This window comes from Lentzea sp. NPDC058450 (genome assembly GCF_042721395.1).
Lineage (GTDB): Bacteria > Actinomycetota > Actinomycetes > Mycobacteriales > Pseudonocardiaceae > Lentzea.
On the sequence record NZ_JBHXLO010000006.1, the window covers coordinates 38,729 to 60,409 of the forward strand.

Below are 21,681 nucleotides of genomic sequence, written 5' to 3' on the forward strand. Positions count from 1 at the left end.
CCAATAGGCGAAAACCCCGGATCGAGGAGGCAGTGATGGTCGCTACCGCAACCGTGGAGCGAACCGCGTCAGGCGTGTACGGCGGAGTCGAGCCGAACGCGGCGTGGCGGGACGAGGTGTTGCGCCTCGCGAAGGAACGCGACGCCGTCATCCTGGCGCACAACTACCAGCTGCCCGAGATCCAGGACATCGCGCACCACACCGGTGACTCCCTCGCGCTCAGCCGCATCGCCGCGCAGTCGGACGCGCAGACCATCATCTTCTGCGGCGTGCACTTCATGGCCGAGACCGCGAAGATCCTCGCGCCGCAGAAGACTGTGCTGATCCCGGACGAGCGCGCGGGCTGCTCGCTCGCCGACTCGATCACCGGTGAGCAGCTGCGCGAGTGGAAGGCGCAGCACCCCGGCGCGGTCGTCGTGTCGTACGTGAACACCACGGCCGAGGTGAAGGCCGAGACGGACATCTGCTGCACGTCCTCGAACGCCGTCGACGTCGTCGCGTCGATCCCGGCCGACCGCGAGGTGCTGTTCTGCCCTGACCAGTTCCTGGGCGCGCACGTCAAGCGCGAGACCGGCCGCGAGAACCTGCACATCTGGGCGGGCGAGTGCCACGTCCACGCCGGCATCAACGGCCCTGAGCTGGCCGAACGCGCCGCCGCGAACCCCGAGGCCGACCTGTTCATCCACCCGGAGTGCGGCTGCGCCACCAGCGCCCTCTACCTGAGCGGCGAGGGCATCGTCCCGGCGGAGAAGGTCAAGATCCTCTCGACCGGCGACATGATCAGCGCGGCCCGCAGCACCAAGGCCACGAAGGTGCTCGTCGCGACCGAGGTCGGCATGCTGCACCAGCTGCGCAAGGCCGCCCCGGAGATCGACTTCCGGGCCGTGAACGACCGCGCGTCGTGCACCTACATGAAGATGATCACGCCGGCCGCGCTGCTGCGGTGCGTGCGCGACGGCCTGGACGAGGTGCACGTCGACCTGGAGACCGCCAAGCGCGCCCAGGGTGCCGTGCAGCGCATGATCGAGATCGGCCAGCCCGGCGGCGGTGAGTGATGGCCGCGCGCTGGGAGGCGCGAGCCGACCTGATCGTGGTCGGCACCGGCGTGGCGGGTCTCACCGCCGCGCTGCGGGCTCGTGAGCTGGGACTTCGGGTTCTGGTCGTCACGAAGGCCGCAGGGGACGACGGCAACACGCGCTGGGCTCAGGGCGGCGTCGCTGTCGTCATGGAGGACCAGCACGACCCCGGCGACTCGGTCGCGAAGCACGTCGAGGACACGCTGACGGCGGGCGCGGGCCTCTGCGACGACGCGGCCGTGGCCGCGATCATCACCGACGGTCCCGCGGCGGTCGCGAAGCTGCGTGAACGCGGTGCGGTGTTCGACGCCAAGCCGGACGGCCTGCTCGAACGCACCCGCGAAGGCGGTCACAGCGCGTTCCGCGTCGTGCACGCGGGCGGCGACGCCACCGGCGCCGAGGTCGAACGGGCGCTGCTCAAGGCCACTGTGGACGGACGGGTTCCCCTGCTGGAGAACCACGTCGCGGTCGACGCGGTCAAGACCCCGCTCGGTGCCGTGGCCGGACTCCTGGTGCTGGACGGCAACGGCGTGCCCGGCGTGCTCACCGCACCGGCCGTCCTGCTCGCGACCGGTGGCCTCGGCCAGATGTACCAGGCGACCTCGAACCCTTCCGTGGCAACGGGAGACGGCCTCGCGCTGGCCCTGCGCGCCGGCGCGCTCGCCGCGGACGTCGAGTTCATCCAGTTCCACCCGACCGTCCTCTACACGGGCCGGGGCGCGCGCGGCCGGTGCCCGCTCGTCACGGAGGCCGTGCGCGGGGAGGGCGCCGTGCTGGTCGACGCGACCGGCGCGCGCGTGATGAAGGGCGTGCACCCGCTCGAGGACCTCGCCCCGCGCGACGTCGTGGCGGCCGCGATCACCCGCCACATGGCCCTGGAGCCCGGCGGCGTCGACGACCACGTCTTCCTGGACGCGACGGCGTTGCACGACATGGCGACCCGCTTCCCGACCGTCTACTCGGCCTGCGTCTCGGTCGGCGTCGACCCGGCGAAGGACCCGATCCCGGTGGCCCCGGCGGCGCACTTCGCCTGTGGCGGCGTGGTGTCCACCGTCGACGGCCGCACCGGCGTCACGGGTCTCTACGCGGTCGGCGAGGTCGCCCGCACGGGCCTGCACGGCGCGAACCGCCTGGCCTCCAACAGCCTGCTGGAAGGCCTGGTCTGCGGCACCCGTGCCGCGGAGACCGTCGCCGCGGACCTCGCGATCGGCCTGATCGCACCCGCCCGCGCCGCCGACCCCGTCCTCCCGACGGCGCCGGTCGCGGACCGGGACATGTTGCAGCGCGTGATGTCCCGCTACGCCGCCATCGGCCGGGACGCCGAGGGTCTGGCCGTGGTCGGCTCGGTGCTCGACGTGTCCACTGTGGACAAGCAGCTGGAGTCGCGCGAACTGGTCGAGGACGCGGCTCTGACGATGGCCGCCCGCGCCCTGATCGCCGCCGCGCAGCAACGCACCGAATCGCGCGGCTGCCACGTCCGCACGGACTACACCGAGCGTTCGCAGGCGTGGCAACGCAGCCAGCTCGTCCGGCTCACCCCGACCGGCCAGCCCGTGCTGGCCGATCCCGTTCTCGCAGAAGGTGTCGCATGACCATCGACTGGGACGACGCGAACCGGGTCATCCAGCTCGCGCTGGAGGAGGACCTCCGCTACGGCCTGGACGCCACGACGCTCGCGACGGTGCCGGAGAAGGCCGTCGCCACCGCCGAGATCACCCCGCGCGCGGCCGGCGTCCTGTGCGGCGTTTCCGTTGCGCGCACGGCGTTCCAGCGCTACCTGCCCGAGATCGAGATCGTGTCCGAGGCGCAGGACGGTGACAAGGCCGTGCCGGGCGAACCCGCCCTGGTGCTGACGGGCCCGACCCGAGGCCTGCTCACCGTCGAACGCACGGCGCTGAACCTGATCTGCCACCTCTCGGGCATCGCCACGCAGACCGCCCGCTGGGTCAGCGCGATCGAGGGCACCGGCGCGGCCGTCCGCGACTCCCGCAAGACGTTGCCGGGCCTGCGTCTGCTGCAGAAGTACGCGGTGCGCGCCGGCGGTGGCGTCAACCACCGCATGGGCCTCGGCGACGCGATCCTCATCAAGGACAACCACGTCGCCGCGGCCGGTTCGGTCGGCGCCGCGATCCGCGCCGCCCGTGCCCACGCCCCGGAACTGCTGATGGAGGTCGAGGTCGACAGCCTGGAGCAGCTCGACGAGGCGTTGGCCGAGGGCGCGGAACTGGTGCTGCTGGACAACTTCACGCCCGAGCAGTGCGCCCAGGCCGTGGCCCGACGGCCCGAGGGCGTGAAGCTGGAGTCGTCCGGCGGGCTCACGCTGGACGTGGCCCGCGCGTACGCCGAAACGGGCGTGGACTACCTCGCGGTGGGCGGCCTCACGCACTCCAGCCCGTCACTCGACCTCGGCATGGACCTGCGCTAGCGGCGGCTGATACCGCTCCACACCTACGCCACGGGCGCCGGGGAAGTTCTGCACCCGGCGCCAGTCGGCGGTCTGCGACCCGACCCCGCCGGTGCCGCCCAACGCCTCGACGTGGTCCTCCGCGCTGGCCCACTCCGCGTAGTTGATGACCTGCTTGCCGTCGGCCCGGATGTGGAAGGCCGCGGAGATCCCACCAGGGTGCGGCTTCGGCTCACTGGCGAGCGCCACGAACACGGAATCGACCCACGCCCGTGCGGTGGCCTCGTCGTCGGTCTCCACCGTCACCAGCACAACGCAGCCCACGGCCCGGTCGGACCGTCCACCGCTGACGCGGTAGACCTGGTAACCGTCGATCTCGTTGCGGTTGTGGACGAAGGCGGGCAGTTCGGGAAGTGTCATGCCCCGATCCTGTGGGCTCGACCTAACTGGAGGTCAAGCGCCGGTTCGCGAGCACCGGCAGCACCTCACGGGCCTGCGCCACCACGTCGAAGTCGAGGTCCACCACGGTGTCCGAGGGTTGCTCGGACAGCTGCACCACGACGTTCCCGAACGGGTCCGCGACCGTCGAGTACCCGATCCCGGTGGGCGCCGAGGACCCGAGATCCCCCGGATACGCCTGCCCGCACGCGACGACGAACGACGTGCAGTCCAACGCGCGCGCCCGCACGAGCAGCTCCCACTGCTCCTTCTTGCCGGGCCCGGCACCCCACGACGCACCCATCAGCACCGCCGAAGCACCCTTGTCCGCCAACGCCCGGAACAGCTCGGGGAAGCGGACGTCGTAACAGGTGGCCACGCCGAGCGTGACGCCGTCGACCTCGAACACCACCGGCTTGTCGCCGGGCGCGACCGTCCGCGACTCCTGGAACCCGAACGCGTCGAACAGGTGGATCTTGTCGTAGCCCACGTGCAGATCGGGCCCGGTCACCAGCATCGTGTTCGTCACCCGGTCACCGGAAGGCGTGAACATCCCGGCCACGACCACCACGTCGTGCTGTGCGGCGATCTCGTGCACCGCCGACGCCCAAGGCCCGTCCAACGGCTCCGCGACCGGCCCCAGCGGCACGCCGAACCGGCACATCGTCGCCTCGGGCAGCACCACGACCCGCGCGCCCTCGGCCCGCCGCACCGCGTCCCGCACCAGCTCCAGGTTGGAACGGGGATCGGTGGTCGAGCTGATCTGACTCACGGCGATGCGCATGGGGGTCAACTGTAGGGTCCTGGCCAGATAGGGTCTAACACTGTGCGTTCCCCACTGCTCCTAGTCGTGTTGCTGGCCGTCGCGGGCTGCACCGAGACCGCCACACCCCGCCCGGACGGTGGGTCGAACGGCACGTCGATCGTGCTGGCGGACCGCGACGAGCCCACCACGCTGAACCCGCTGCTCGGGTACGGCGCGCAGGGCGTGTCCAAGATCTACGACGGCCTGGTCGAGCACCGCCAGGACGGCTCGCTCACCCCGCAGCTCGCGGCCGACCTGCCCGAACCGTCGGCGGACGGGCTGAGCTGGACGGTCAAGCTGCGCGGCGACGTCAAGTTCACCGACGGCAGCACGTTCGGCGCCGAGGACGTCGTGGCCACGTACACCGCGGCGTTGCAGACGACCGTCAAGGAGCGGTTCAGCACCCTGAAGGGCGTCGAGCAGCTGGACCCGTCGACGGTCCGCTTCACCCTGACGCAGACGCAGGCCGCGTTCCCGCACCTGCTCGTGCTCGGCATCCTGCCCAGCGAGCAGGCGACGCCGGAGGGCCAGCCGGTCGGCACCGGGCCGTACAAGGTCACCGAGTGGAAGAAGGGCGACCGGCTGCTGCTGGAGTCCAACGACGGCTACTTCGGCGGCGCGCCCAAGGTCAAGAAGCTGACGGTCGTGTTCGTCACCGACGACAACCAGCGCGCGCGCCGCATGCAGGACGGCGAGTTCGACGGCACGGTGCTGCCGCCCAAGATCGCCGCGCAGTTCGCCGGCAAGTCGGGCCTGCAGGTCCAGTACCACCGCAGCGCCGACTACCGGGCCGTGCGGCTGCCCGCGGCCAACCCCGTGACCGGCAACGCCACCATCCGCCTCGCGCTCAACTTCGCCGCGAACCGCCAGGCCATGATCGACAGCCTGCTCGAGGGCAAGGGCACCATCGCGTACACGCCGGTGCCGGACGCGCTGGCCGAGGAGTTCGACCCGACCGCGAAGTTCCGCTTCGACAAGACCGAGGCCGCCCGTCAGCTCGACGTCGGCGGCTGGGTGCCCGCCGCGGACGGCATCCGGGTGCGCGAGGGCGTCGCGGCCCGGTTCACGCTGATGTACCCGCTGGGCGACGACCTGCGCGCCGACCTCGCGACGGCGTTCGCGGCCGACGCCAAGGCCGTGGGCGTGGACGTGCAGCTCGCCGGGCTGTCGTGGGAGGCGATCCGGCCGCGGATGGCCCAGGACGCGCTGCTGTACGGCGAGGGCTCGCCGTTCGACCCCGACCTGATGCTCTACGACCTGCGCGGCCAGGGCAGTCCCGCCGCCGACGCCGCGCTGGAGAACGGCCGCCGGCTGATCGACCCGGCACAGCGGGCCGTGGCGTACAAGCTCTTCCAGCAGGCGTTCGTGGCGGCACCGTCGATGGCGGTGCTGGTGTTCCCCGAGCACGCGTACGTGATGCGCGACTCGTGGAACGGCTACCAGCCCGTGGTCGACCCGAACTCCTACGGCGCGCTGGCCTGGGGTCCGTGGTGGAACCTGGAGAAGTGGGACCCTAAGTAGTCCTGGCGTTGATCTCGCGGACGGCGCGCTCCGGGTCGTCCGCCCAGAACTCGACGCGCGCGACCCGCTTCGCCCCCGTCTTGCCGAGGTCCACCAGCTGCGGCTCGCGGAACGGCACGCTGATGTTCGTCCTGGTCAGCGACTGGATGACGAGCGCGTCGCCGATCACCTCGACGCTGCGCTGCCCCTTGTGGGTGCGTTCGGCCAGCTGGGCCTCGCCGAGGTCCGAGGTCGGCAGCCGCCAGTCGAAGAAGCCCAGCTGACGCAGCCGCAGCTCGTCGTCCGAGACGGTGTGCGGCTGCTTCGTCAGCACGTAGAGAGCGCCCACGCACACGACGGCGTTCAGCACGCCCAGGATGCTCAGCGTGATGAGCAGCCACGGGATGTCGAGTCCGAACGCGACGAGCGCGATCCCGACCGCCGTGATGATCAGGAACCGCACGTACCGCGGCTTCATGCGCTTGCCGTAGGGGATCTCCACCATGGCCGTGAGCCTATTTTCGCAGCGCGCGCACCATGCCGTCGGGGTCGTCGGTCCAGAACTCGATCTTCGTCACGTCATGTGCGCCCTGGCGGCCCAGGTCGACCTCCTGCGGTGTGTTCAGTCGCAACGAGACGTTGGTGGAGCTGGAGATCTCCAGCACCAGCGTGCCGTCCACAACGGACCGGGTCCTGCCGAGCGTCCGGCTCGTCGTGCCCTGCGTCACGCTTTCGATGGCGCTCAACGGAATCCGGTACTCGAACTCCCGCGCGTACCGCAGCCACAGGTGCTCGTCGTCGACCTCGTGCTCGAACCTGTGGAGCAGCCAGAGCTGGTAGCCGAGCAGCACCGCGCTCAGCACGCCGAACGCGAGGAGCACCGCGCGCAGCCAGAACCACGGCACGATCAGCTCCACGAGCAGGATCTCCAGTGGTGTCACCACGAGGAAGACCCACAGGAAAGGTCTTACCTGAGCGCTGTACCCGAACGTGCGATCCCCCATGCACTCGATGGTGGCACAGTGGGGTGAGTGAGCGATCTGATCTTCTTGGACAGCGCAGGTTCCTCGATCCCTCCCGCACCGGTCGTGGACGAGGTGATCGGCCACCTCAGGCGGGAGACCGAGATCGGTGGCTACCGGGCCGCGGCGGAACGGCGGGACGATCTCGAAGCGGGGTACGGCGTTCTCGCTGACCTGTTCGGGTGTCAGCCCTCCGAGGTCGCTTTCACGGACAGTGCGACTCGATCATGGTTGGCGGCCTTCGACGCGGTGCCCCTGGCGGCCGGAGACCGAATTCTCGTCACCGAGGCCGAATACGCTGGCAACGCGATCCCGATCCTGCGTCGTGCGGCGGAGGCCGGGGCGGTCGTCGAGGTCATCCCGTCCGACATCCACGGACAGGTCGATCTCGGCGCCCTGAACCTTGACAACCGAGTCAAGCTGATCTCGCTCGTGCACGTGCCGACGAACGGCGGCCTGATCAACCCGGTCAACGACATCACGGCGGCGGCTCGTGAGGTCGGTGCGCTGGTGTTGCTCGACGCCTGCCAGTCGGCCGGTCAACTGGACCTGCGCGGGCTCGACTACGACATGCTGTCGTGCACCGGCCGCAAGTGGCTGCGAGGCCCACGCGGAACGGGTGCCCTCGTCGTGCGCGACGAGGTGCGCGAGCGGCTCCACCCACGCCTGGTGGACCTGCACAGCGGCGAGTGGACGGGCCCTCAGTCCTACCGGCTGCGCTCGGATGCCCGGGTCTTCGAACTCTGGGAGTGCGGCGTCGCCGACCGGCTCGGCCTGATCGCGGCCGCGCGGTACGCCTTGGACCTGGGGCTCGACGTGATCGAGGCCGAGGTCGCCGACCGCGCCAAGCGCTTGCGCGAAGGGCTCGCCGGCATCCCCGGCATCACCGTGCGCGATCTCGGTGAGCGGCAGTCGGGCATCGTCACCTTCACGTCGGAGCGTGTGCCGGCGCTGGAGCTGAAGGACCGGCTGTGGCAGGCCTCCGTCGCCGTGACGGTGTCGTCGGCCGGGTCGACGTTGCTCGACATGACCCGGCGCGGCCTGGACGAAGTAGTGCGGGCCTCCCCGCACTACTTCGTCACTCACGCCGAGATCGACCGGGCGCTGGAGATCATCGAGACGGTCAGCACGACACGTTGATGACCCGCTTCACGCAGTCCGAGTAGCCGACGAACATGTCGACGGCGCGGTCGTTGCGGCTCGTCTGCGCCGCGATGACCGTGTCCCGCGGGTAGAAGCCGTTGAGGCCGCCGCTGCTCGGGTACATCTCGAAGGTGTAGGACCAGATCTTGTGCTGGCCCCACATCCAGTCGTCGATGCTGCCGTCGGTGATGTAGAGGTCGCTCGCCTGCTCCGGCGTGTAGCCGTTGGTGGCGGCCATCTGCTGGCCGAGCGTGCGGAACGCGCGTTCCTCGGTCGCGTCCAGGCCGGGCGCGGTGTTCGCGGTGGTGTAGCCGAATGGCCACAGCACGAGCTCCGAGAACGAGTGGAAGTCGATGTTCGTCTTGATCTGCTGCACGCCACCGACGACGCGGGAGTCCACGAAGTTCTTGACGGCGGTGGTCTCCGGGGCGGAGAACGCCGACGGGCCGCGGTAGGTGTCCGACGTCGTGCTGCCGCTGGAACCGCCGCAGCAGCCCCACTTGTAGCCCCAGTTGCGGTTGAGGTCGGTGCCGTTGCCCTGGCGGTTCTTGCGCCAGCCGCGGAACGAGCCCGTGGCGATGTCGTACTCGACGCCGTCCGGGTTGACCATCGGCACGAACCACACCTCGCGGCTGTCCACCAGGTTCTTGATGGCCGGCGTCGAGTAGTTGTCGGTGTAGCGCTTGATGATCTGGAGGCACTGCTCGACGGTGATGTGCTCACGCGCGTGCTGGTTGCACGTGAAGATCACCTCGGGCTCGGCCTCGTCGGTCGCGACGTTGTCGCTGACCTTGAGGGCCCAGATGTCCCGGTTCTGCGCGCTCTTGCCGATGCTGCGCAGGCTCGCGAGCGTCGGGTGGTCGCGCACGGTCTGCTGGAGTTCCGCGGTCATCTCCGCGAAGTTGTGGTAGCCCGTGTAACCGGACGGGAAGTCCTGCGTGCCGATCTGGCCGGGCTGCGGGTCGGCGAAGTCGACCTTGCCGAGCGCCTTGAGCTCCTTCTCGAAGTCGCCGACGTACTTGATCGGCAGTCCGGTGGCCTGCAGGGCCCGGTACTGCGCCTTGTCCGCGACGACGGAGACGGTGGTGAGCTTCACCGCGCCGAGCACGTCGACGCCGGACTGCGCGATCTGCGTGCGTTCGGCGGAGGTGTTGGCGGTGATCTCCAGCAGGTAGCGGCCGGAGTCGGCCGTGCTGGGCGTCGCCATGCCCGCGACCAGCACGGGCAGGCATATGGCGAGCATCGCGGCGATCTTGCCGCGGCGCTTGGTGAACATGGGTCCTCCATCATCAGCAGGGGTTTGCGACGGAGATGTGCTCGACCGAGCGTGGCCGGGGCGTCACGGGCTGAGTAGCGCCGATAGCGGGCTGACCGTTGACAGATTTCCGCAGGAACTAGGCTGTAAGTCATGCTCAACCGCATCGACCTGCGAGGTCGCACCACGACCCCTGCTCAGTTGCGCGCCGTCGTGCCGCGCGCCGAGGTGGACGTGGACGCGGTTCTGCATCATGTGCGGCCGTTGGTGGACGCCATCGCCGAGCGCGGTGTCGAGGCGGCGCTGGAGTACACCGAGAAGTTCGACGGTGTTCGTCCTGCTTCCGTCCGTGTGCCCGCTTCGGAGATTTCGTCCGCTTTGTCCTCGTTGGACCCGGCTGTGCGCGAGGCTCTGGAAGAGGTCATCGTCCGCACCCGCAAAGTGCACGCGGACCAGAAGCGCGTCGACACGACGACCCAGGTGGTGCCCGGTGGCACCGTCACCGAGCGGTGGGTGCCGGTCGCCCGCGTCGGCCTCTACGCGCCCGGCGGCCTGGCGGTCTACCCGTCGACGGTCGTCATGAACGTGGTGCCGGCCCAGATCGCCGGGGTCGAGTCGCTGGTGGTGTGCTCGCCGCCGCAGGCCGAGTTCGGTGGCCTGCCGCACCCGACGATCCTCGCCGCGGCCGCGCTGCTCGGCGTCGACGAGGTGTGGGCCGTGGGCGGCGCGCAGGCCGTGGCGCTGCTGGCGCACGGAGGCGTGGACACCGACGGGGCCGAGCTGGCCCCGGTCGACGTGGTCACCGGTCCCGGCAACATCTACGTGACGGCGGCGAAGCGCTTGCTGCGCGGGCTGATCGGCATCGACTCCGAGGCGGGGCCGACGGAGATCGCGATCCTGGCCGACTCGTCGGCCGACCCCGTGCACGTGGCGGCCGACCTGATCAGCCAGGCCGAGCACGACCCGCTGGCGGCGTCGGTGCTGGTGACGGACTCCGTCGAGCTGGCGGACGCGGTGGACGCCGAGCTGGAGCGCCAGGTCGGCGCGACCAAGCACACCGAGCGCATCCGCACCGCGCTGGGCGGCAGGCAGTCCGGCACCGTGCTCGTGTCCACTGTGGACGAAGGCGTCCGGGTGGTCGACGCGTACGCCGCCGAGCACCTGGAGATCCAGACGCGGGACGCGCGCGAGGTGGCGGCGCGGATCCGGTCCGCGGGCGCGATCTTCGTGGGCGCGCACTCGCCGGTGTCGCTCGGTGACTACTGCGCCGGCTCGAACCACGTGTTGCCGACCGCCGGTTGCGCGCGGCACTCGTCGGGGCTGTCCGTGCAGACGTTCCTGCGCGGCATCCACGTGATCGACTACTCCGAGGAAGCACTGCGGGAGGTCGCGGACAAGGTCGTCGCGCTGGCCAACGCGGAAGACCTGCCCGCGCACGGGCAGGCAGTGACAGCGAGGTTCTCTCGATGAAGCCAGTGATCGGCGCGCGGGTGGAGCTGTCGGACCTGCCCCTGCGCGAGGATCTGCGCGGCCGCACGCCCTACGGCGCGCCGCAGCTCGACGTCCCGTACCGCCTGAACACCAACGAGAACCCGTACGCGCCGACGGACGCGCTCGCCGCCGACGTCGTCGCCGCGGTGGCCGAGATCGCGGGCGAGCTGCACCGGTACCCGGACCGCGACGCGGTGGCGTTGCGCGACGACCTGGCCGCGTACCTGTCCGAGGCCACGTCGGTGCCGCTCACGTCCGAGAACGTGTGGGCCGCCAACGGGTCCAACGAGATCCTCCAGCAGATCCTGCAGGCGTTCGGCGGCCCCGGCCGGGTCGCTCTGGGCTTCGAGCCGTCGTACTCGATGCACCCGATCATCGCGGCGGGCACGCGCACCGAGTGGTCGCCGACCCCGCGCCGGCCCGACTTCTCGCTGGACGTGGAGAAGGCCGCGGCGCTGATCGCGGAGACGAAGCCGGACGTCGTCTTCGTGACGTCGCCGAACAACCCGACGGGCCAGTCGATCCCGCTCGACGACCTGCGCCTGCTGATCGCCTCCACGACCGGCATGATCGTGGTGGACGAGGCGTACGCGGAATTCTCGCCGCAGGAGAGCGCCATCAAGCTGCTGGACGAGTTCGGCTCGCGGCTGATCGTCTCCCGCACCATGTCGAAGGCCTTCGCGTTCGCGGGCGGCCGCCTCGGCTACCTGGCGGCGGCCCCGGCCGTGGTGGACGCGCTCCTGCTGGTGCGCCTGCCGTACCACCTCTCGGCGCTGACGCAGGCGGCCGCGCGCGCCTCGCTGCGGCACGCCTCGGAGACCCTCGGCTCGGTGGCGAAGCTCGCCGCCGAACGCGACAGGGTGTCGGCGGCGCTGACGGACCTGGGCTTCCAGGTCGTCCCGTCGGACGCGAACTTCGTGCTGTTCGGCTGGTTCGAGAACGCACGCGAGGTCTGGAAGTCCTATTTGGACCACGGCGTGCTCATCAGGGACGTCGGAATCACGGGTCACCTGCGGGTGACCGTCGGAACGCCCGAGGAGAACGACGCGTTCCTCGCGGCCAGCAAGGAGGTCAGCCGGTGAGCCGTGTAGGCAAGGTGGAGCGCACCACCAAGGAGTCGTCGGTCTACGTCGAGATCGACCTCGACGGCACCGGCAAGGTCGAGATCAGCACGGGTGTGCCGTTCTACGACCACATGCTCACGGCGTTCGGCGTGCACGGCTGCTTCGACCTGATCGTCAGGGCCACCGGTGACGTCGAGATCGACGCCCACCACTCGGTGGAGGACATCGCGATCGTCCTCGGCCAGGCCCTGCGCGAGGCGCTGGGCGACAAGAAGGGCATCCGCCGCTTCGGCGACTGCTGGATCCCGATGGACGAGACCCTCGCGCACGCCGCGGTGGACGTCTCGGGCCGCCCGTACACCGTGCACAAGGGCGAGCCGGAGCAGTTCAACAGCTTCGTCATCGGCGGCAACTACCCGTTCGTGCTCAACCGGCACGTCTTCGAGTCGCTGGCCTTCCACGCCCAGATCGCCCTGCACGTGCGGGTCGAGTACGGCCGCGACCCGCACCACATCGCGGAGGCCGAGTACAAGGCCATCGCCCGCGCCCTGCGCGCGGCCGTGGAGCCGGACCCGCGCGTCGGCGGCATCCCGTCGACCAAGGGCGTGCTCTGATGCCGAAGGAAGTCGTCGTCATCGGCCTGCTGGCCCTCGCGGGCTTCCTGGCCGGTGGCGTCTACACCACCTGGAAGACCGCCAAGCTCCTGGCGGTCATCCTGCTGGTGCTGACCGTCGTGGCCGTCGGCGGCGCCGTCCTCTGGCTGCTCTGACCGGGGCGACCACCGGGTGCTAGCTCTTGCGGGCGAGCACCCAGTGGAACGTCGCCGGGCCGGGCTCGTGCATGGTCACCAGGTCGTCGACGACGATCTCTAGGTGCTCGGCGAGCAGTTCGCGGTTCTTCTCGGGCGGGTTGCTGCCGAAGAACATCTCCACCCCGAGCCAGGTAGTGGTGACGTCCGGCGTGCCGACCCCGAGCGAGGCCAGGAACAGCCCGCCGGGCTTCAGCCAGCGCGCGATGTTCGCGAGGAGCGCGGGCTGTTCGGCGCGCGGCACGTGCAGGATCGAGTAGAACGCGGCGATGCCGTCGAACGTGCCCTCCGCGAAGTCGAGCGCGGTCATGTCGGCCTTCTCGAACCGCGCGCCCGGCACGTTCGCGCGGGCGAGTTCGACCTGGCTCCGGGACAGGTCGACGCCCAGCAGGTCGTGCCGTTCGGCGAGCTTCCGGCCGCAGGGGACACCCGCGCCGCAGCCGAGTTCGAGCACCTTCGCGCCGTCGGGCAGCCGCTCGTCGAACTCGGCGAGGTACCGCAGCCGGGGGTCGTCGGTGATCTGCGCGGACCAGTCGACGTACCGCTGCGCGATGACGTCGTAGCCGTTCTCGACGATGTGCTTCACGAGGTCCGAAGGTAGCGGGCGGGAACGTGCTGCGTGAGCCACACGCCGTTGGCGCTGAGCCGGAACTCGTGCCCGTCCGCGTGCATGGCCTGGGCGTCGACGACGAGGATCAACGGCCGTCCGCGCCGTGCGCCGACGCGGCGGGCGGTCTCGCGGTCGGGCGAGAGGTGCACGTCGTGGCGGGACATCGGCCGCAGCCCGTCGCGCATGATGTCGTCGAGGTACTGCGCCACCGTGCCGTGGAACAGGTCGCCGGGCGGGACGGCCGTGGGCAGTCCGAGTTCGACCTCGACGCTGTGGCCCTGATTGGCCCGGATGCGGTCACCCACGACCGTGAAGCGGTTCTTGTCGTTGCGGGCGACGACCTCGACCATGTCGGCCTCGGTGATGCCGAGGGCGTTCAGGAGGTCGGCCACGGGCACCCAGCCGGCGGCGTCGAGGGTCAGGCCGACGCGCTCCGGCTTGTGCCGCAGCGCCTTGGACATCCGCTTGGAGAGGCGGATCATTCGTTCGTCTTCCATTTGGTCACCAGGAAACCACAGCCGGTCCAGCGGTTTTAGTCGGTGCCGCCCTCGACCACGGGCTTGAGCTTGGGCGCGCCGGGCCCGTGGGACGCCTGCTCGTCGTCGATGTTCTGGAGCGCGCAGCTGCGCAGCGACAGGCAGCCGCACCCGATGCACCCGCTGAGCCGGTCGCGCAGCCGGTAGAGCGCGTCGATCCGCGCGTCGAGCTCCGACTTCCACGAGCGCGAGAGGCGTTCCCAGTCGGACTTCGTGGGCGTGCGGTTGTCCGGGAGCTGGGCGAGGGCGTCTCGGACGTCCTCCAGGGTGAGGCCGACGCGCTGGGCGGTGCGGATGAACGCGAGCCGGCGCAGCACCGAGCGCAGGTAGCGGCGTTGGTTGCCCGCGGTCCGCACCGAGGCGATCAGGCCCCTGTCCTCGTAGAAGCGCAGCGCGGTGTGGGGGACGCCGCTGCGTTCGGCGACCTGGCCGATGGTCAGCATTTCCGGCAGCTTGCTCACCAGATCATGGTAACGGTCTTGACCTCCAGCATGGTCGAGGTTAAAGAGTTGGTGCCATGCAACGGATACCAGAGCTCTTCGCGAGGATGACCGGGGACGAGAAGCACGAGTGGGCTGCGGCCTCCACCATCGACGTGCTCTGGGTCCTCTACGACAAGGTCCTCAACGTCACACCCGCGACCGTCGACGACCCCGACCGCGACCGGTTCCTGCTCTCCAAGGGACACGGCCCGATGGCGTACTACGCCGTGCTCGCGGAGAAGGGGTTCATCGAGGAGTCCATTTTGGACAACTGGACCTCGTGGGACAGCCCGCTCGGCCAGCACCCCGACCGGGTGCTCGTGCGCGGCGTGGAGATCAGCAGCGGCTCCCTCGGCCACGGTCTGCCGATCGCCGTCGGCACGGCCATCGGGCAACGGGTCGCGGGCGGTCGCGGCCGCACGTTCGTGCTGGTCGGCGACGGTGAGTTGGACGAGGGCAGCAACCACGAGGCCATCGCGGTGGCGGCTCGGCGCGGTGTCGCGAACCTCACCGCGATCGTGATCGACAACCAGTCCGCGATGTACGGGTGGCCCGGCGGCATCGCGAGCAGGTTCGCCGTCGAGGGCTGGCAGACGGCCGAGATCGACGGCCGCGACCACGAGGCGATCTTCACCGCACTGACCGCGCCGCACGACCGCCCCTATGCGGTCGTCGCCAAGGTAGAGAAGAGCTACTGATGACCACCATGCGCCAGGCCTTCGTGAAGACGGTCAACGACGAGATCGCCGCCGACCCGCGCATCGCCGTGGTGACCGCGGTGATCTCCAGCAACGAGTTCCCGCAGGAGAACGAACGCGTCGTGGACGTGGGAATCCGCGAGCAGACCATGGTCGGCGTGGCGAGCGGCCTGGCGCTGGCGGGACTGCGACCGGTCGTGCACAGCTACGCGCCGTTCCTGGTCGAACGCCCGTACGAGCAGATCAAGCTCGACATCGGACATCAGGACGTGGGCGCGGTGTTCGTGAGCATCGGAGCGTCCTATGACGACCCGGCGTGGGGCCGCACCCACCAGTCGCCCGCCGACGTCGCGTTGTTCGACACGTTGCCGGGCTGGACCGTGCACGTGCCGGGTCACCCGGACGAGGTCGTCCCGTTGCTGCGCCAGGCACTGAAGGACGAGAACCGCGTCTACATGAGGCTTTCGCTGCACGAGAACGCACAGCCGCACCCCGTGGGCGAAGGTTTCACAACCTTGAAGCACGGCAAGCGCGGCGTCGTCCTCGCCGTGGGCCCGATGCTCGACCGCGTGCTCGCCGCCGTCGAGCGCGAGAAGGCCGATGTCACGGTGCTCTACGCGGCAACGATCCGCCCGTTCGACTCGGACGGACTGCTGAGGGCGGTGCAGGACACCGACCACGCCGACGTGATGGTGGTCGAGCCGTACCTCGAAGGAACTTCTTCCCATCAAATCTCAGAAACGCTGCAACCTATTCCGCACCGTGTGCGTTGTATAGGCGTCAAACGGCACGCAGAGCTCCGCAACTACGGCACGGCCGAAGACCATGACGCTGCTCATGATCTCGACGTGGTGGGGCTGGGGAGTGCTGTGCGGAGTTTCTTCAGGGGGTGAAGGAACATGTTCGCCATGGGGGATGACTGGACCGGCGCGCCTTCGCGCGCGATTCGGTAACGAGGTGGGGGCACGATCAGGCGGGATCCTGATCGTGCCCGACCCGCGCGGCGGTTCGGTCTTATGTGGACGGAGTCGACGGCGGGAAGTCGGCGAGCGCCAGGGCATGGGGGCGCTGGAGATCCCGGTCCTGGTCACGGTTCCGGTGTACGTGCTCGTGGCGTGCGTGGCTGGGAGCGGTGAGCGCGGCGGCGTGAAGCCGTGCCCGGCGCACGGTTGCGTTCCCGGTACGTGATGTTCTGGGCATGTCCGCACGGGCGCGCGAAGCGGACCAGGAATGATGTTGGTCGTGAGAATGCTGATCTGGACCCCGTTGAACGCCGCCGAGCTGCAGAAGGCCATGCACAGCGGCAACGTGGGGCCCGCGGCGCTCGTCCCGGTGCAGTCCGGCACGGTGCTCTTGCCCCCTCCGGCCACGAAGCTCAACGAGGCCGCGTACATGACGAACCGGGTGCGCAAGATCGGCGGTGGCGCCGCGCTGGCCGTGTGGAACGACGACGCCGCGTTGCTCTACATGTTCACGACGTCGCTCGGCCGCGCCTCCATGTGGGGTTCGCGCGAGGCGGTGCTCCGGTTGTCGGGCGAGGCCAAGCAGTCCGGGCCGGTCGGCAGGGCGTTCGACCGCATGACCGCGGGCATGGTCGACCTGCGCGAGAAGGAGAAGTGGCAGCTCGACGCCATCGACAAGCTCACCGCGCTGCACCCGTCCGCGAGCCGCAAGGGCACGCTCGAACGCATCCGCGACTTCGAGAACGGCCGCGCGGCGATCCCCGACTTCTTCCGCGCCGCCGGGCTGCTGGAGGTCGCGCAGGTGGCGGAGCTCACCGAGCAGGGCAGGGCGGACGCCGTGCTGACCACGCTCGAACCGCCGCGCGCGCAACTCTGGCCGCTCGCGCTGATCTTCCCGCTGATGGTGCTGACGGCGTTGGTGACGGTCCTGCTGAACATCCCGGCGGTCGTCTACTACCTGATCGGCGCGCTGCTGCTCGCGTTGCTCGTCGGGTTGCTGGTGACGCTCCGGCGGCGGCTCGTGCAGACGAAACCGATCAACGTGGTGTTGCCGGTCATCCCGGTTACCCAGGGTGCGGTTCCGACCGACTAACCTGGACGGCGTGGCACGTGTCGTCGTACTTGACTATGGCTCCGGCAACCTGCGCTCGGCCGAGCGCGCGCTTCAGCGGGTCGGCGCCCAGGTCGAGGTGACGTCCGACCCTCGCGCCGCCCGTGAGGCGGACGGTCTCGTCGTCCCCGGCGTCGGCGCTTACGCGGCGTGCATGGAGGGCCTCAACTCGGTGCGCGGCGCCAGGATCATCGGCGCACGCCTGGCCGGTGGCCGTCCGGTGCTCGGCATCTGCGTGGGCATGCAGATCCTGTTCGACCGCGGCATCGAGCACGGCGTGCTGACCGAGGGCTGCGGCGAGTGGCCCGGCACCGTCGAGCGGCTCGAAGCGCCGATCGTGCCGCACATGGGCTGGAACACCGTGCGCACGCCCGAGGGATCGCAGCTGTTCGCCGGTCTGGACAAGGACACGAGGTTCTACTTCGTGCACTCCTACGGCGTGCGCCGCTGGGAGTTGGAGCCGGCCGACCACCTCAAGGCCCCGCTCGTGACGTGGGCGGACCACTCGGGTGACGAGTTCGTGGCGGCCGTCGAGAACGGGCCGCTGTGGGCGACCCAGTTCCACCCGGAGAAGTCCGGCGACGCCGGAGCGCACCTGCTGCAGAGCTGGCTGTCCACCCTGTCGTGACCACGCGGCTGCGCGTGTTCGCCGTGTCCGATCAGGACGGCGGAGGCCCAGGAGCGCGTGGCCGCCCTCGTCCTCGGTGACGCTAGGCTGACCGCGTGACGTTCACACTCCTCCCCGCTGTTGACGTGGCCGACGGTCGTGCCGTCCGGCTCGTGCAGGGCGAAGCCGGTACCGAGACGAACTACGGCGAGCCGCTCGACGCGGCTTTGCAGTGGCAGCGCGACGGGGCGGAGTGGATCCATCTCGTCGACCTCGACGCGGCGTTCGGGCGCGGCTCGAACCGCGAGCTGATCGCGCGCGTCGTCGGCGAGCTCGACGTGAAGGTGGAGCTGTCCGGCGGCATCCGCGACGACGCCTCGCTGGAGGCGGCCCTCGCCACCGGGTGCGCGCGCGTGAACCTCGGCACCGCCGCGCTCGAGGACCCGGAGTGGTGCGCGAAGGCGCTGGCCGCGTACGGCGAGCAGATCGCCGTGGGTCTCGACGTCCGCATCACCGAGCAGGGCCACCGCGTGAAGGGCCGCGGCTGGACGTCGGACGGCGGCGACCTCTGGGAGGTCCTCGACCGGCTCGACCGCGACGGCTGCACCCGCTACGTCGTGACCGACGTGTCGAAGGACGGCACGCTCACCGGCCCGAACCTCGACCTGCTGCGCGAGGTCTGCGCCCGCACCGACGCCCCGGTCATCGCGTCCGGTGGCGTGTCCACTGTGGACGACCTGGTGGCCCTGTCCGCGCTCTCCCGCGACGGCGTCGAGGGCTCCATCATCGGCAAGGCCCTCTACGCCGGCGCGTTCACGCTCCCGGAAGCACTCGCTGCGGTCCGTTGACCACGGACTCGATGTGAGCGGCCGCGGCCACGTGCGTCACACCGGTGTTGTGAAGCACGTCGGCCGCGGTCCCATCTGCCTCCAGCAGCACGCCGAGCAGGATGTGCTCGGTGCCGATGAACATGTGCCCCATGCGGAGTGCTTCGCGGACGGCCAGTTCGAGGGCCTTCTTGCAGTGCGTCGTGTACGGCTGCTTCTCCGGCCGTTGCTTGGCCTCGGCGTCGAGGCGGTTGAGCGTCGCGATGCGCGTGCTGCCGTCCCCGGACTCCAGCTTCGCGATCGTCTTGGCCGCGAGCCCCGCCGACTCGTCGAGCAACCCGAGCAATAGGTGCTCGGTGCCGATCCGCTCGCTGAACCGGGCGTGGTGCCGCGCGAGCGCGATGACCCGCCGCGACCGCTGCGTGTAGCGCTCCATGGTCGGCTTGCCCAGCTCCGGTGACTCCTTGGGCACGAACCGCTTCTGCGCCGCCTGCTTCGTGACGCCGAGGCTCTCCCCGATCTCGGCCCAGCTCGCCCCGCCGCGCCGCGCCTCGTCCACGAAGTGGCCGATCAGGTGGTCGCCGAGCTCGCTGAGCTGACCGCTCATCTCGACGGCCTTGGACAGGCGCACGAGAGCGTCGTCGGCCTCCTGGGCGACGGTGACGATGAGGTCGGTCAACTGGATCATGCGTCAACTCTAGGTTGACGTTGAGCGGCCGGTCAACCTCGGGTTGACGCGTCGCGATCAACATTGACTCAACGTGGACAAACCGCGATCAACATTGACGCACCTGGTCAACGTTGACGATGACAACGTTGTCTTCGGTGCGCAAACCTTTGGCGCGTCCATGTTGACGGCCCGCGTCAACGTTGATTTGACGGTCTCAACGTTGACTCAACGTTGAGCAGTCGCCTCAACGTTGACCCGACGTTGACGACTCAACTCAAGCTTGATCGGCGGCCGCGGTGATGCGGATGCCGACCGATCCGGTCCGCCCGCGCCGCACCTTGCTGCCGAAGACGGTGACCCAGCCGAACAGCCCGTACTTCTTCGAGATGCGCGCCCGGACGTCGTCGCTGGCGTCGTCGTCGAGCAGCGCGGCGTGCGCCGGCACCGACGGTCCCTGGGGGTTGCCGCGGACGTCGCACGGGCCGACCTGCACGTCTCCGCTGCGGCGGATGCGCTTGACCTTGCCGGTGTCCCGCGCGCTCCAGGCGTAGATCACGTCGTCGTTCTCGCCGCCCACCACCCACACCGGTGTCGGCACGGCGGTCCCGTCCTTGCGGAACGTCGTCAGCAGCAGGTACTTGCCCGCGCCCAAGTCGCTGATCATGGCGCCGCAGCGTAGTCCTCAAGACACCCCGGTAGGCTTTCCCGCATGTCAGTCGCGGTCCGTGTCATCCCCTGTCTCGACGTCGACCGCGGCCGGGTGGTGAAGGGCGTCAACTTCACCAACCTCGTCGACGCGGGCGACCCGGTCGAGCTCGCCAGGGCGTACGACGCCGAGGGCGCGGACGAGCTGACGTTCCTCGACGTGACTGCCAGCAGCGGCGACCGCGAGACGACGTTCGACGTGGTCCGCCGCACCGCCGAGCAGGTGTTCATCCCCCTCACGGTCGGCGGCGGCGTGCGCAGCCCCGAGGACGTCAACAAGCTGCTCCGCGCGGGCGCGGACAAGGTCAGCCTCAACACCGCCGCCATCGCGCGCCCCGAACTCCTCAAGGAGTGCTCGGAGCGGTACGGCGCGCAGTGCATCGTGCTGTCCGTCGACGCGCGGCGCGTACCCGGCGGCACCGGCTTCGAGGTCACCACCCACGGCGGCCGCACCGGCACCGGCATCGACGCCATCGCGTGGGCCGCGAAGGGCCAGGAACTGGGCGTCGGCGAGATCCTGCTGAACTCGATGGACGCCGACGGCACCAAGGCGGGCTTCGACCTCGAACTCCTCGAACTGGTCCGCCGCGAGGTGGACGTCCCGTTGATCGCGAGCGGTGGCGCGGGCGCGATCGACCACTTCCCGCCGGCCGTCGCCGCGGGCGCGGACGCAGTGCTCGCCGCGAGCGTCTTCCACTTCGGCCAGCTCCGCATCAGCGAGGTCAAGGACGGCCTGCGCCAGGCGGGCGTCGTGGTGCGATGAGACCCGTCGAGGTGCGGGTCGCCTCGGCGGTCGCGCTCGGCGGCGCGCTGGTGTTCTTCGTGGTCGGCCTGATCCTGTGGCGCGCGACCGGCGACCCCGACGTGCTGAAGCTGCCGTCGTTCATCGCGATCGTCGAGCTCCCGATCGCCGCGGCCCTGCTGCTGCGCCTGAGGTTCATGCACTACCCGGCGATGATCGTCTTCATCCTGGTCGCGCTGCTGCACCTCGTCATCGTGCTGGCCGACGGACCGGCGTGGGCCCGCGTCGCGTCCGGCGTGCTGTCCGCAGTGCACATCTACGGAGTGGTCCTGCTCAACACCGGACCCGCTCGTGAACACCTGGGAGGTCCCCGTTGAGCAGCCAGCTCGACCCCGCCGTCGCGCAACGCCTCAAGCGCACCCCGGACGGCCTCGTGTGCGCCGTGGCCCAGCAGCGCGGCACCGGCGAGGTGCTGATGGTGGCGTGGATGGACGACGAGGCGTTGCACCGCACCCTCACGACCCGCCGCGCGACCTACTACTCGCGCAGCCGCCAGCAGCTGTGGGTGAAGGGCGAGACGTCCGGCCACACCCAGTACGTGCACGAGGTGCGGCTCGACTGCGACGGCGACACGCTGCTGCTGACCGTCGACCAGCAGGGCGCGGCCTGCCACACGGGCGACCGCACCTGCTTCGACGCGACGGTGCTGCTCGCCGACGCGTGAG

27 protein-coding genes are annotated in these 21,681 nt (G+C 70.0%); 17 read left to right on the forward strand and 10 right to left on the reverse strand.

Annotated features, from left to right (window positions below; translation table 11 throughout):
• Window positions 1-35: 35 nt before the first annotated feature.
• From nadA to nadC, 3 genes are read left to right on the forward strand one after another with little or no spacing between them, the layout of a single operon-like run.
• A complete protein-coding gene (nadA, locus tag ACFWNN_RS11795; protein WP_382439863.1) occupies window positions 36-1,055 on the forward strand; it encodes a quinolinate synthase NadA in 1,020 nt (339 codons plus the stop codon).
• Complete coding sequence (locus ACFWNN_RS11800; protein WP_382439864.1) at window positions 1,055-2,668, forward strand: L-aspartate oxidase; 1,614 nt, start codon at window positions 1,055-1,057, stop codon at window positions 2,666-2,668. Before nadA ends, ACFWNN_RS11800 begins: the two co-directional genes overlap by 1 nt.
• Window positions 2,665-3,501, forward strand: coding sequence for a carboxylating nicotinate-nucleotide diphosphorylase (gene nadC / locus ACFWNN_RS11805; RefSeq protein WP_382439865.1), 837 nt, complete (start codon window positions 2,665-2,667; stop codon window positions 3,499-3,501). The genes ACFWNN_RS11800 and nadC overlap by 4 nt, the downstream gene beginning before the upstream one ends.
• Here nadC and ACFWNN_RS11810 read toward each other — a convergent pair.
• Both ACFWNN_RS11810 and ACFWNN_RS11815 read right to left on the reverse strand, forming a co-directional pair.
• Window positions 3,472-3,900 (reverse strand): hypothetical protein, encoded by a 429-nt coding sequence (locus tag ACFWNN_RS11810; protein ID WP_382439866.1) that lies wholly within the window; start codon window positions 3,898-3,900, stop codon window positions 3,472-3,474. The genes nadC and ACFWNN_RS11810 overlap by 30 nt on opposite strands.
• 22 nt (window positions 3,901-3,922) lie before the next feature.
• Window positions 3,923-4,702, reverse strand: a complete 780-nt coding sequence (locus ACFWNN_RS11815; protein WP_382439867.1) for a carbon-nitrogen hydrolase family protein — start codon at window positions 4,700-4,702, stop codon at window positions 3,923-3,925.
• Window positions 4,703-4,744: 42 nt separating this feature from the next.
• On the opposite strand from ACFWNN_RS11815, the gene ACFWNN_RS11820 reads away from it, so the two are divergent.
• Window positions 4,745-6,244, forward strand: a complete 1,500-nt coding sequence (locus tag ACFWNN_RS11820; RefSeq protein ID WP_382439868.1) for an ABC transporter substrate-binding protein — start codon at window positions 4,745-4,747, stop codon at window positions 6,242-6,244.
• On the opposite strand, the gene ACFWNN_RS11825 is transcribed toward ACFWNN_RS11820, so the two are convergent.
• Window positions 6,237-6,728 carry a hypothetical protein gene (locus ACFWNN_RS11825; RefSeq protein WP_382439869.1) on the reverse strand — a complete coding sequence of 164 codons (492 nt, stop codon included), beginning with the start codon at window positions 6,726-6,728 and terminating at the stop codon, window positions 6,237-6,239. The two genes, ACFWNN_RS11820 and ACFWNN_RS11825, sit on opposite strands and share 8 nt — an antisense overlap.
• A 10-nt stretch (window positions 6,729-6,738) precedes the next feature.
• Window positions 6,739-7,227: a hypothetical protein gene (locus ACFWNN_RS11830; RefSeq protein WP_382439870.1), complete on the reverse strand. Its 489-nt coding sequence runs from the start codon at window positions 7,225-7,227 to the stop codon at window positions 6,739-6,741.
• A 27-nt stretch (window positions 7,228-7,254) separates the two neighbouring features.
• On the opposite strand from ACFWNN_RS11830, the gene ACFWNN_RS11835 reads away from it, so the two are divergent.
• Window positions 7,255-8,385: an aminotransferase class V-fold PLP-dependent enzyme gene (locus tag ACFWNN_RS11835; protein WP_382439871.1), complete on the forward strand. Its 1,131-nt coding sequence runs from the start codon at window positions 7,255-7,257 to the stop codon at window positions 8,383-8,385.
• Here the strand turns inward: ACFWNN_RS11835 and ACFWNN_RS11840 are convergent.
• A complete protein-coding gene (locus tag ACFWNN_RS11840; RefSeq protein WP_382439872.1) occupies window positions 8,369-9,664 on the reverse strand; it encodes a M14 family metallopeptidase in 1,296 nt (431 codons plus the stop codon). The two genes, ACFWNN_RS11835 and ACFWNN_RS11840, sit on opposite strands and share 17 nt — an antisense overlap.
• A gap of 132 nt (window positions 9,665-9,796) precedes the next feature.
• On the opposite strand from ACFWNN_RS11840, the gene hisD reads away from it, so the two are divergent.
• Genes hisD through ACFWNN_RS11860 form a run of 4 tightly spaced genes read left to right on the forward strand, consistent with a single transcriptional unit; the run spans window position 9,797 to window position 12,967 of the window.
• Window positions 9,797-11,113: a histidinol dehydrogenase gene (hisD, locus tag ACFWNN_RS11845; RefSeq protein ID WP_382439873.1), complete on the forward strand. Its 1,317-nt coding sequence runs from the start codon at window positions 9,797-9,799 to the stop codon at window positions 11,111-11,113.
• Window positions 11,110-12,216: a histidinol-phosphate transaminase gene (locus ACFWNN_RS11850; protein WP_382439874.1), complete on the forward strand. Its 1,107-nt coding sequence runs from the start codon at window positions 11,110-11,112 to the stop codon at window positions 12,214-12,216. The genes hisD and ACFWNN_RS11850 overlap by 4 nt, the downstream gene beginning before the upstream one ends.
• Window positions 12,213-12,812: an imidazoleglycerol-phosphate dehydratase HisB gene (gene hisB, locus ACFWNN_RS11855; RefSeq protein ID WP_382439875.1), complete on the forward strand. Its 600-nt coding sequence runs from the start codon at window positions 12,213-12,215 to the stop codon at window positions 12,810-12,812. Before ACFWNN_RS11850 ends, hisB begins: the two co-directional genes overlap by 4 nt.
• Complete coding sequence (locus ACFWNN_RS11860) at window positions 12,812-12,967, forward strand: hypothetical protein (RefSeq protein ID WP_382439876.1); 156 nt, start codon at window positions 12,812-12,814, stop codon at window positions 12,965-12,967. The genes hisB and ACFWNN_RS11860 overlap by 1 nt, the downstream gene beginning before the upstream one ends.
• Window positions 12,968-12,986: 19 nt before the next feature.
• On the opposite strand, the gene ACFWNN_RS11865 is transcribed toward ACFWNN_RS11860, so the two are convergent.
• Genes ACFWNN_RS11865 through soxR form a run of 3 tightly spaced genes read right to left on the reverse strand, consistent with a single transcriptional unit; the run spans window position 12,987 to window position 14,595 of the window.
• Window positions 12,987-13,592, reverse strand: a complete 606-nt coding sequence (locus ACFWNN_RS11865; RefSeq protein WP_382439877.1) for a class I SAM-dependent methyltransferase — start codon at window positions 13,590-13,592, stop codon at window positions 12,987-12,989.
• The gene (locus ACFWNN_RS11870; RefSeq protein ID WP_382439878.1) at window positions 13,589-14,113 is read right to left on the reverse strand and encodes an RNA 2'-phosphotransferase; all 525 of its coding nucleotides are present in this window, start codon (window positions 14,111-14,113) and stop codon (window positions 13,589-13,591) included. The genes ACFWNN_RS11865 and ACFWNN_RS11870 overlap by 4 nt, the downstream gene beginning before the upstream one ends.
• A gap of 35 nt (window positions 14,114-14,148) precedes the next feature.
• On the reverse strand, window positions 14,149-14,595 hold the full coding sequence (soxR, locus tag ACFWNN_RS11875) for a redox-sensitive transcriptional activator SoxR (protein ID WP_382440125.1): 447 nt from the start codon (window positions 14,593-14,595) through the stop codon (window positions 14,149-14,151).
• Window positions 14,596-14,669: 74 nt separating this feature from the next.
• Between soxR and ACFWNN_RS11880 the strand changes: the two genes are divergently transcribed.
• From ACFWNN_RS11880 to priA, 5 genes are all read left to right on the forward strand, one after another.
• Window positions 14,670-15,332: a thiamine pyrophosphate-dependent enzyme gene (locus tag ACFWNN_RS11880; protein ID WP_382439879.1), complete on the forward strand. Its 663-nt coding sequence runs from the start codon at window positions 14,670-14,672 to the stop codon at window positions 15,330-15,332.
• Entirely contained in the window at window positions 15,332-16,225 is an 894-nt protein-coding gene (locus ACFWNN_RS11885) for a transketolase family protein (protein WP_382439880.1), read from the forward strand. The genes ACFWNN_RS11880 and ACFWNN_RS11885 overlap by 1 nt, the downstream gene beginning before the upstream one ends.
• A gap of 349 nt (window positions 16,226-16,574) precedes the next feature.
• Complete coding sequence (locus tag ACFWNN_RS11890; protein ID WP_382439881.1) at window positions 16,575-17,387, forward strand: hypothetical protein; 813 nt, start codon at window positions 16,575-16,577, stop codon at window positions 17,385-17,387.
• Window positions 17,388-17,397: 10 nt separating this feature from the next.
• Complete coding sequence (gene hisH / locus ACFWNN_RS11895; protein WP_382439882.1) at window positions 17,398-18,033, forward strand: imidazole glycerol phosphate synthase subunit HisH; 636 nt, start codon at window positions 17,398-17,400, stop codon at window positions 18,031-18,033.
• Window positions 18,034-18,128: 95 nt separating this feature from the next.
• The gene (priA, locus tag ACFWNN_RS11900) at window positions 18,129-18,860 is read left to right on the forward strand and encodes a bifunctional 1-(5-phosphoribosyl)-5-((5-phosphoribosylamino)methylideneamino)imidazole-4-carboxamide isomerase/phosphoribosylanthranilate isomerase PriA (RefSeq protein WP_382439883.1); all 732 of its coding nucleotides are present in this window, start codon (window positions 18,129-18,131) and stop codon (window positions 18,858-18,860) included.
• Here priA and ACFWNN_RS11905 read toward each other — a convergent pair.
• Window positions 18,826-19,527: a Clp protease N-terminal domain-containing protein gene (locus ACFWNN_RS11905; protein WP_382439884.1), complete on the reverse strand. Its 702-nt coding sequence runs from the start codon at window positions 19,525-19,527 to the stop codon at window positions 18,826-18,828. The two genes, priA and ACFWNN_RS11905, sit on opposite strands and share 35 nt — an antisense overlap.
• 256 nt (window positions 19,528-19,783) lie before the next feature.
• Complete coding sequence (locus ACFWNN_RS11910; RefSeq protein ID WP_382439885.1) at window positions 19,784-20,173, reverse strand: PPOX class F420-dependent oxidoreductase; 390 nt, start codon at window positions 20,171-20,173, stop codon at window positions 19,784-19,786.
• 45 nt (window positions 20,174-20,218) lie between these two features.
• Here ACFWNN_RS11910 and hisF point away from each other — a divergent pair, with 45 nt between their 5' ends.
• The 3 genes from hisF to hisI are packed head-to-tail and all read left to right on the forward strand — an operon-like array spanning window position 20,219 to window position 21,680.
• The gene (hisF, locus tag ACFWNN_RS11915) at window positions 20,219-20,977 is read left to right on the forward strand and encodes an imidazole glycerol phosphate synthase subunit HisF (protein WP_382439886.1); all 759 of its coding nucleotides are present in this window, start codon (window positions 20,219-20,221) and stop codon (window positions 20,975-20,977) included.
• Window positions 20,974-21,333 carry a hypothetical protein gene (locus ACFWNN_RS11920; protein WP_382439887.1) on the forward strand — a complete coding sequence of 120 codons (360 nt, stop codon included), beginning with the start codon at window positions 20,974-20,976 and terminating at the stop codon, window positions 21,331-21,333. The genes hisF and ACFWNN_RS11920 overlap by 4 nt, the downstream gene beginning before the upstream one ends.
• Window positions 21,330-21,680 (forward strand): phosphoribosyl-AMP cyclohydrolase, encoded by a 351-nt coding sequence (gene hisI, locus ACFWNN_RS11925; RefSeq protein ID WP_382439888.1) that lies wholly within the window; start codon window positions 21,330-21,332, stop codon window positions 21,678-21,680. The genes ACFWNN_RS11920 and hisI overlap by 4 nt, the downstream gene beginning before the upstream one ends.
• Window position 21,681 lies beyond the last annotated feature (1 nt).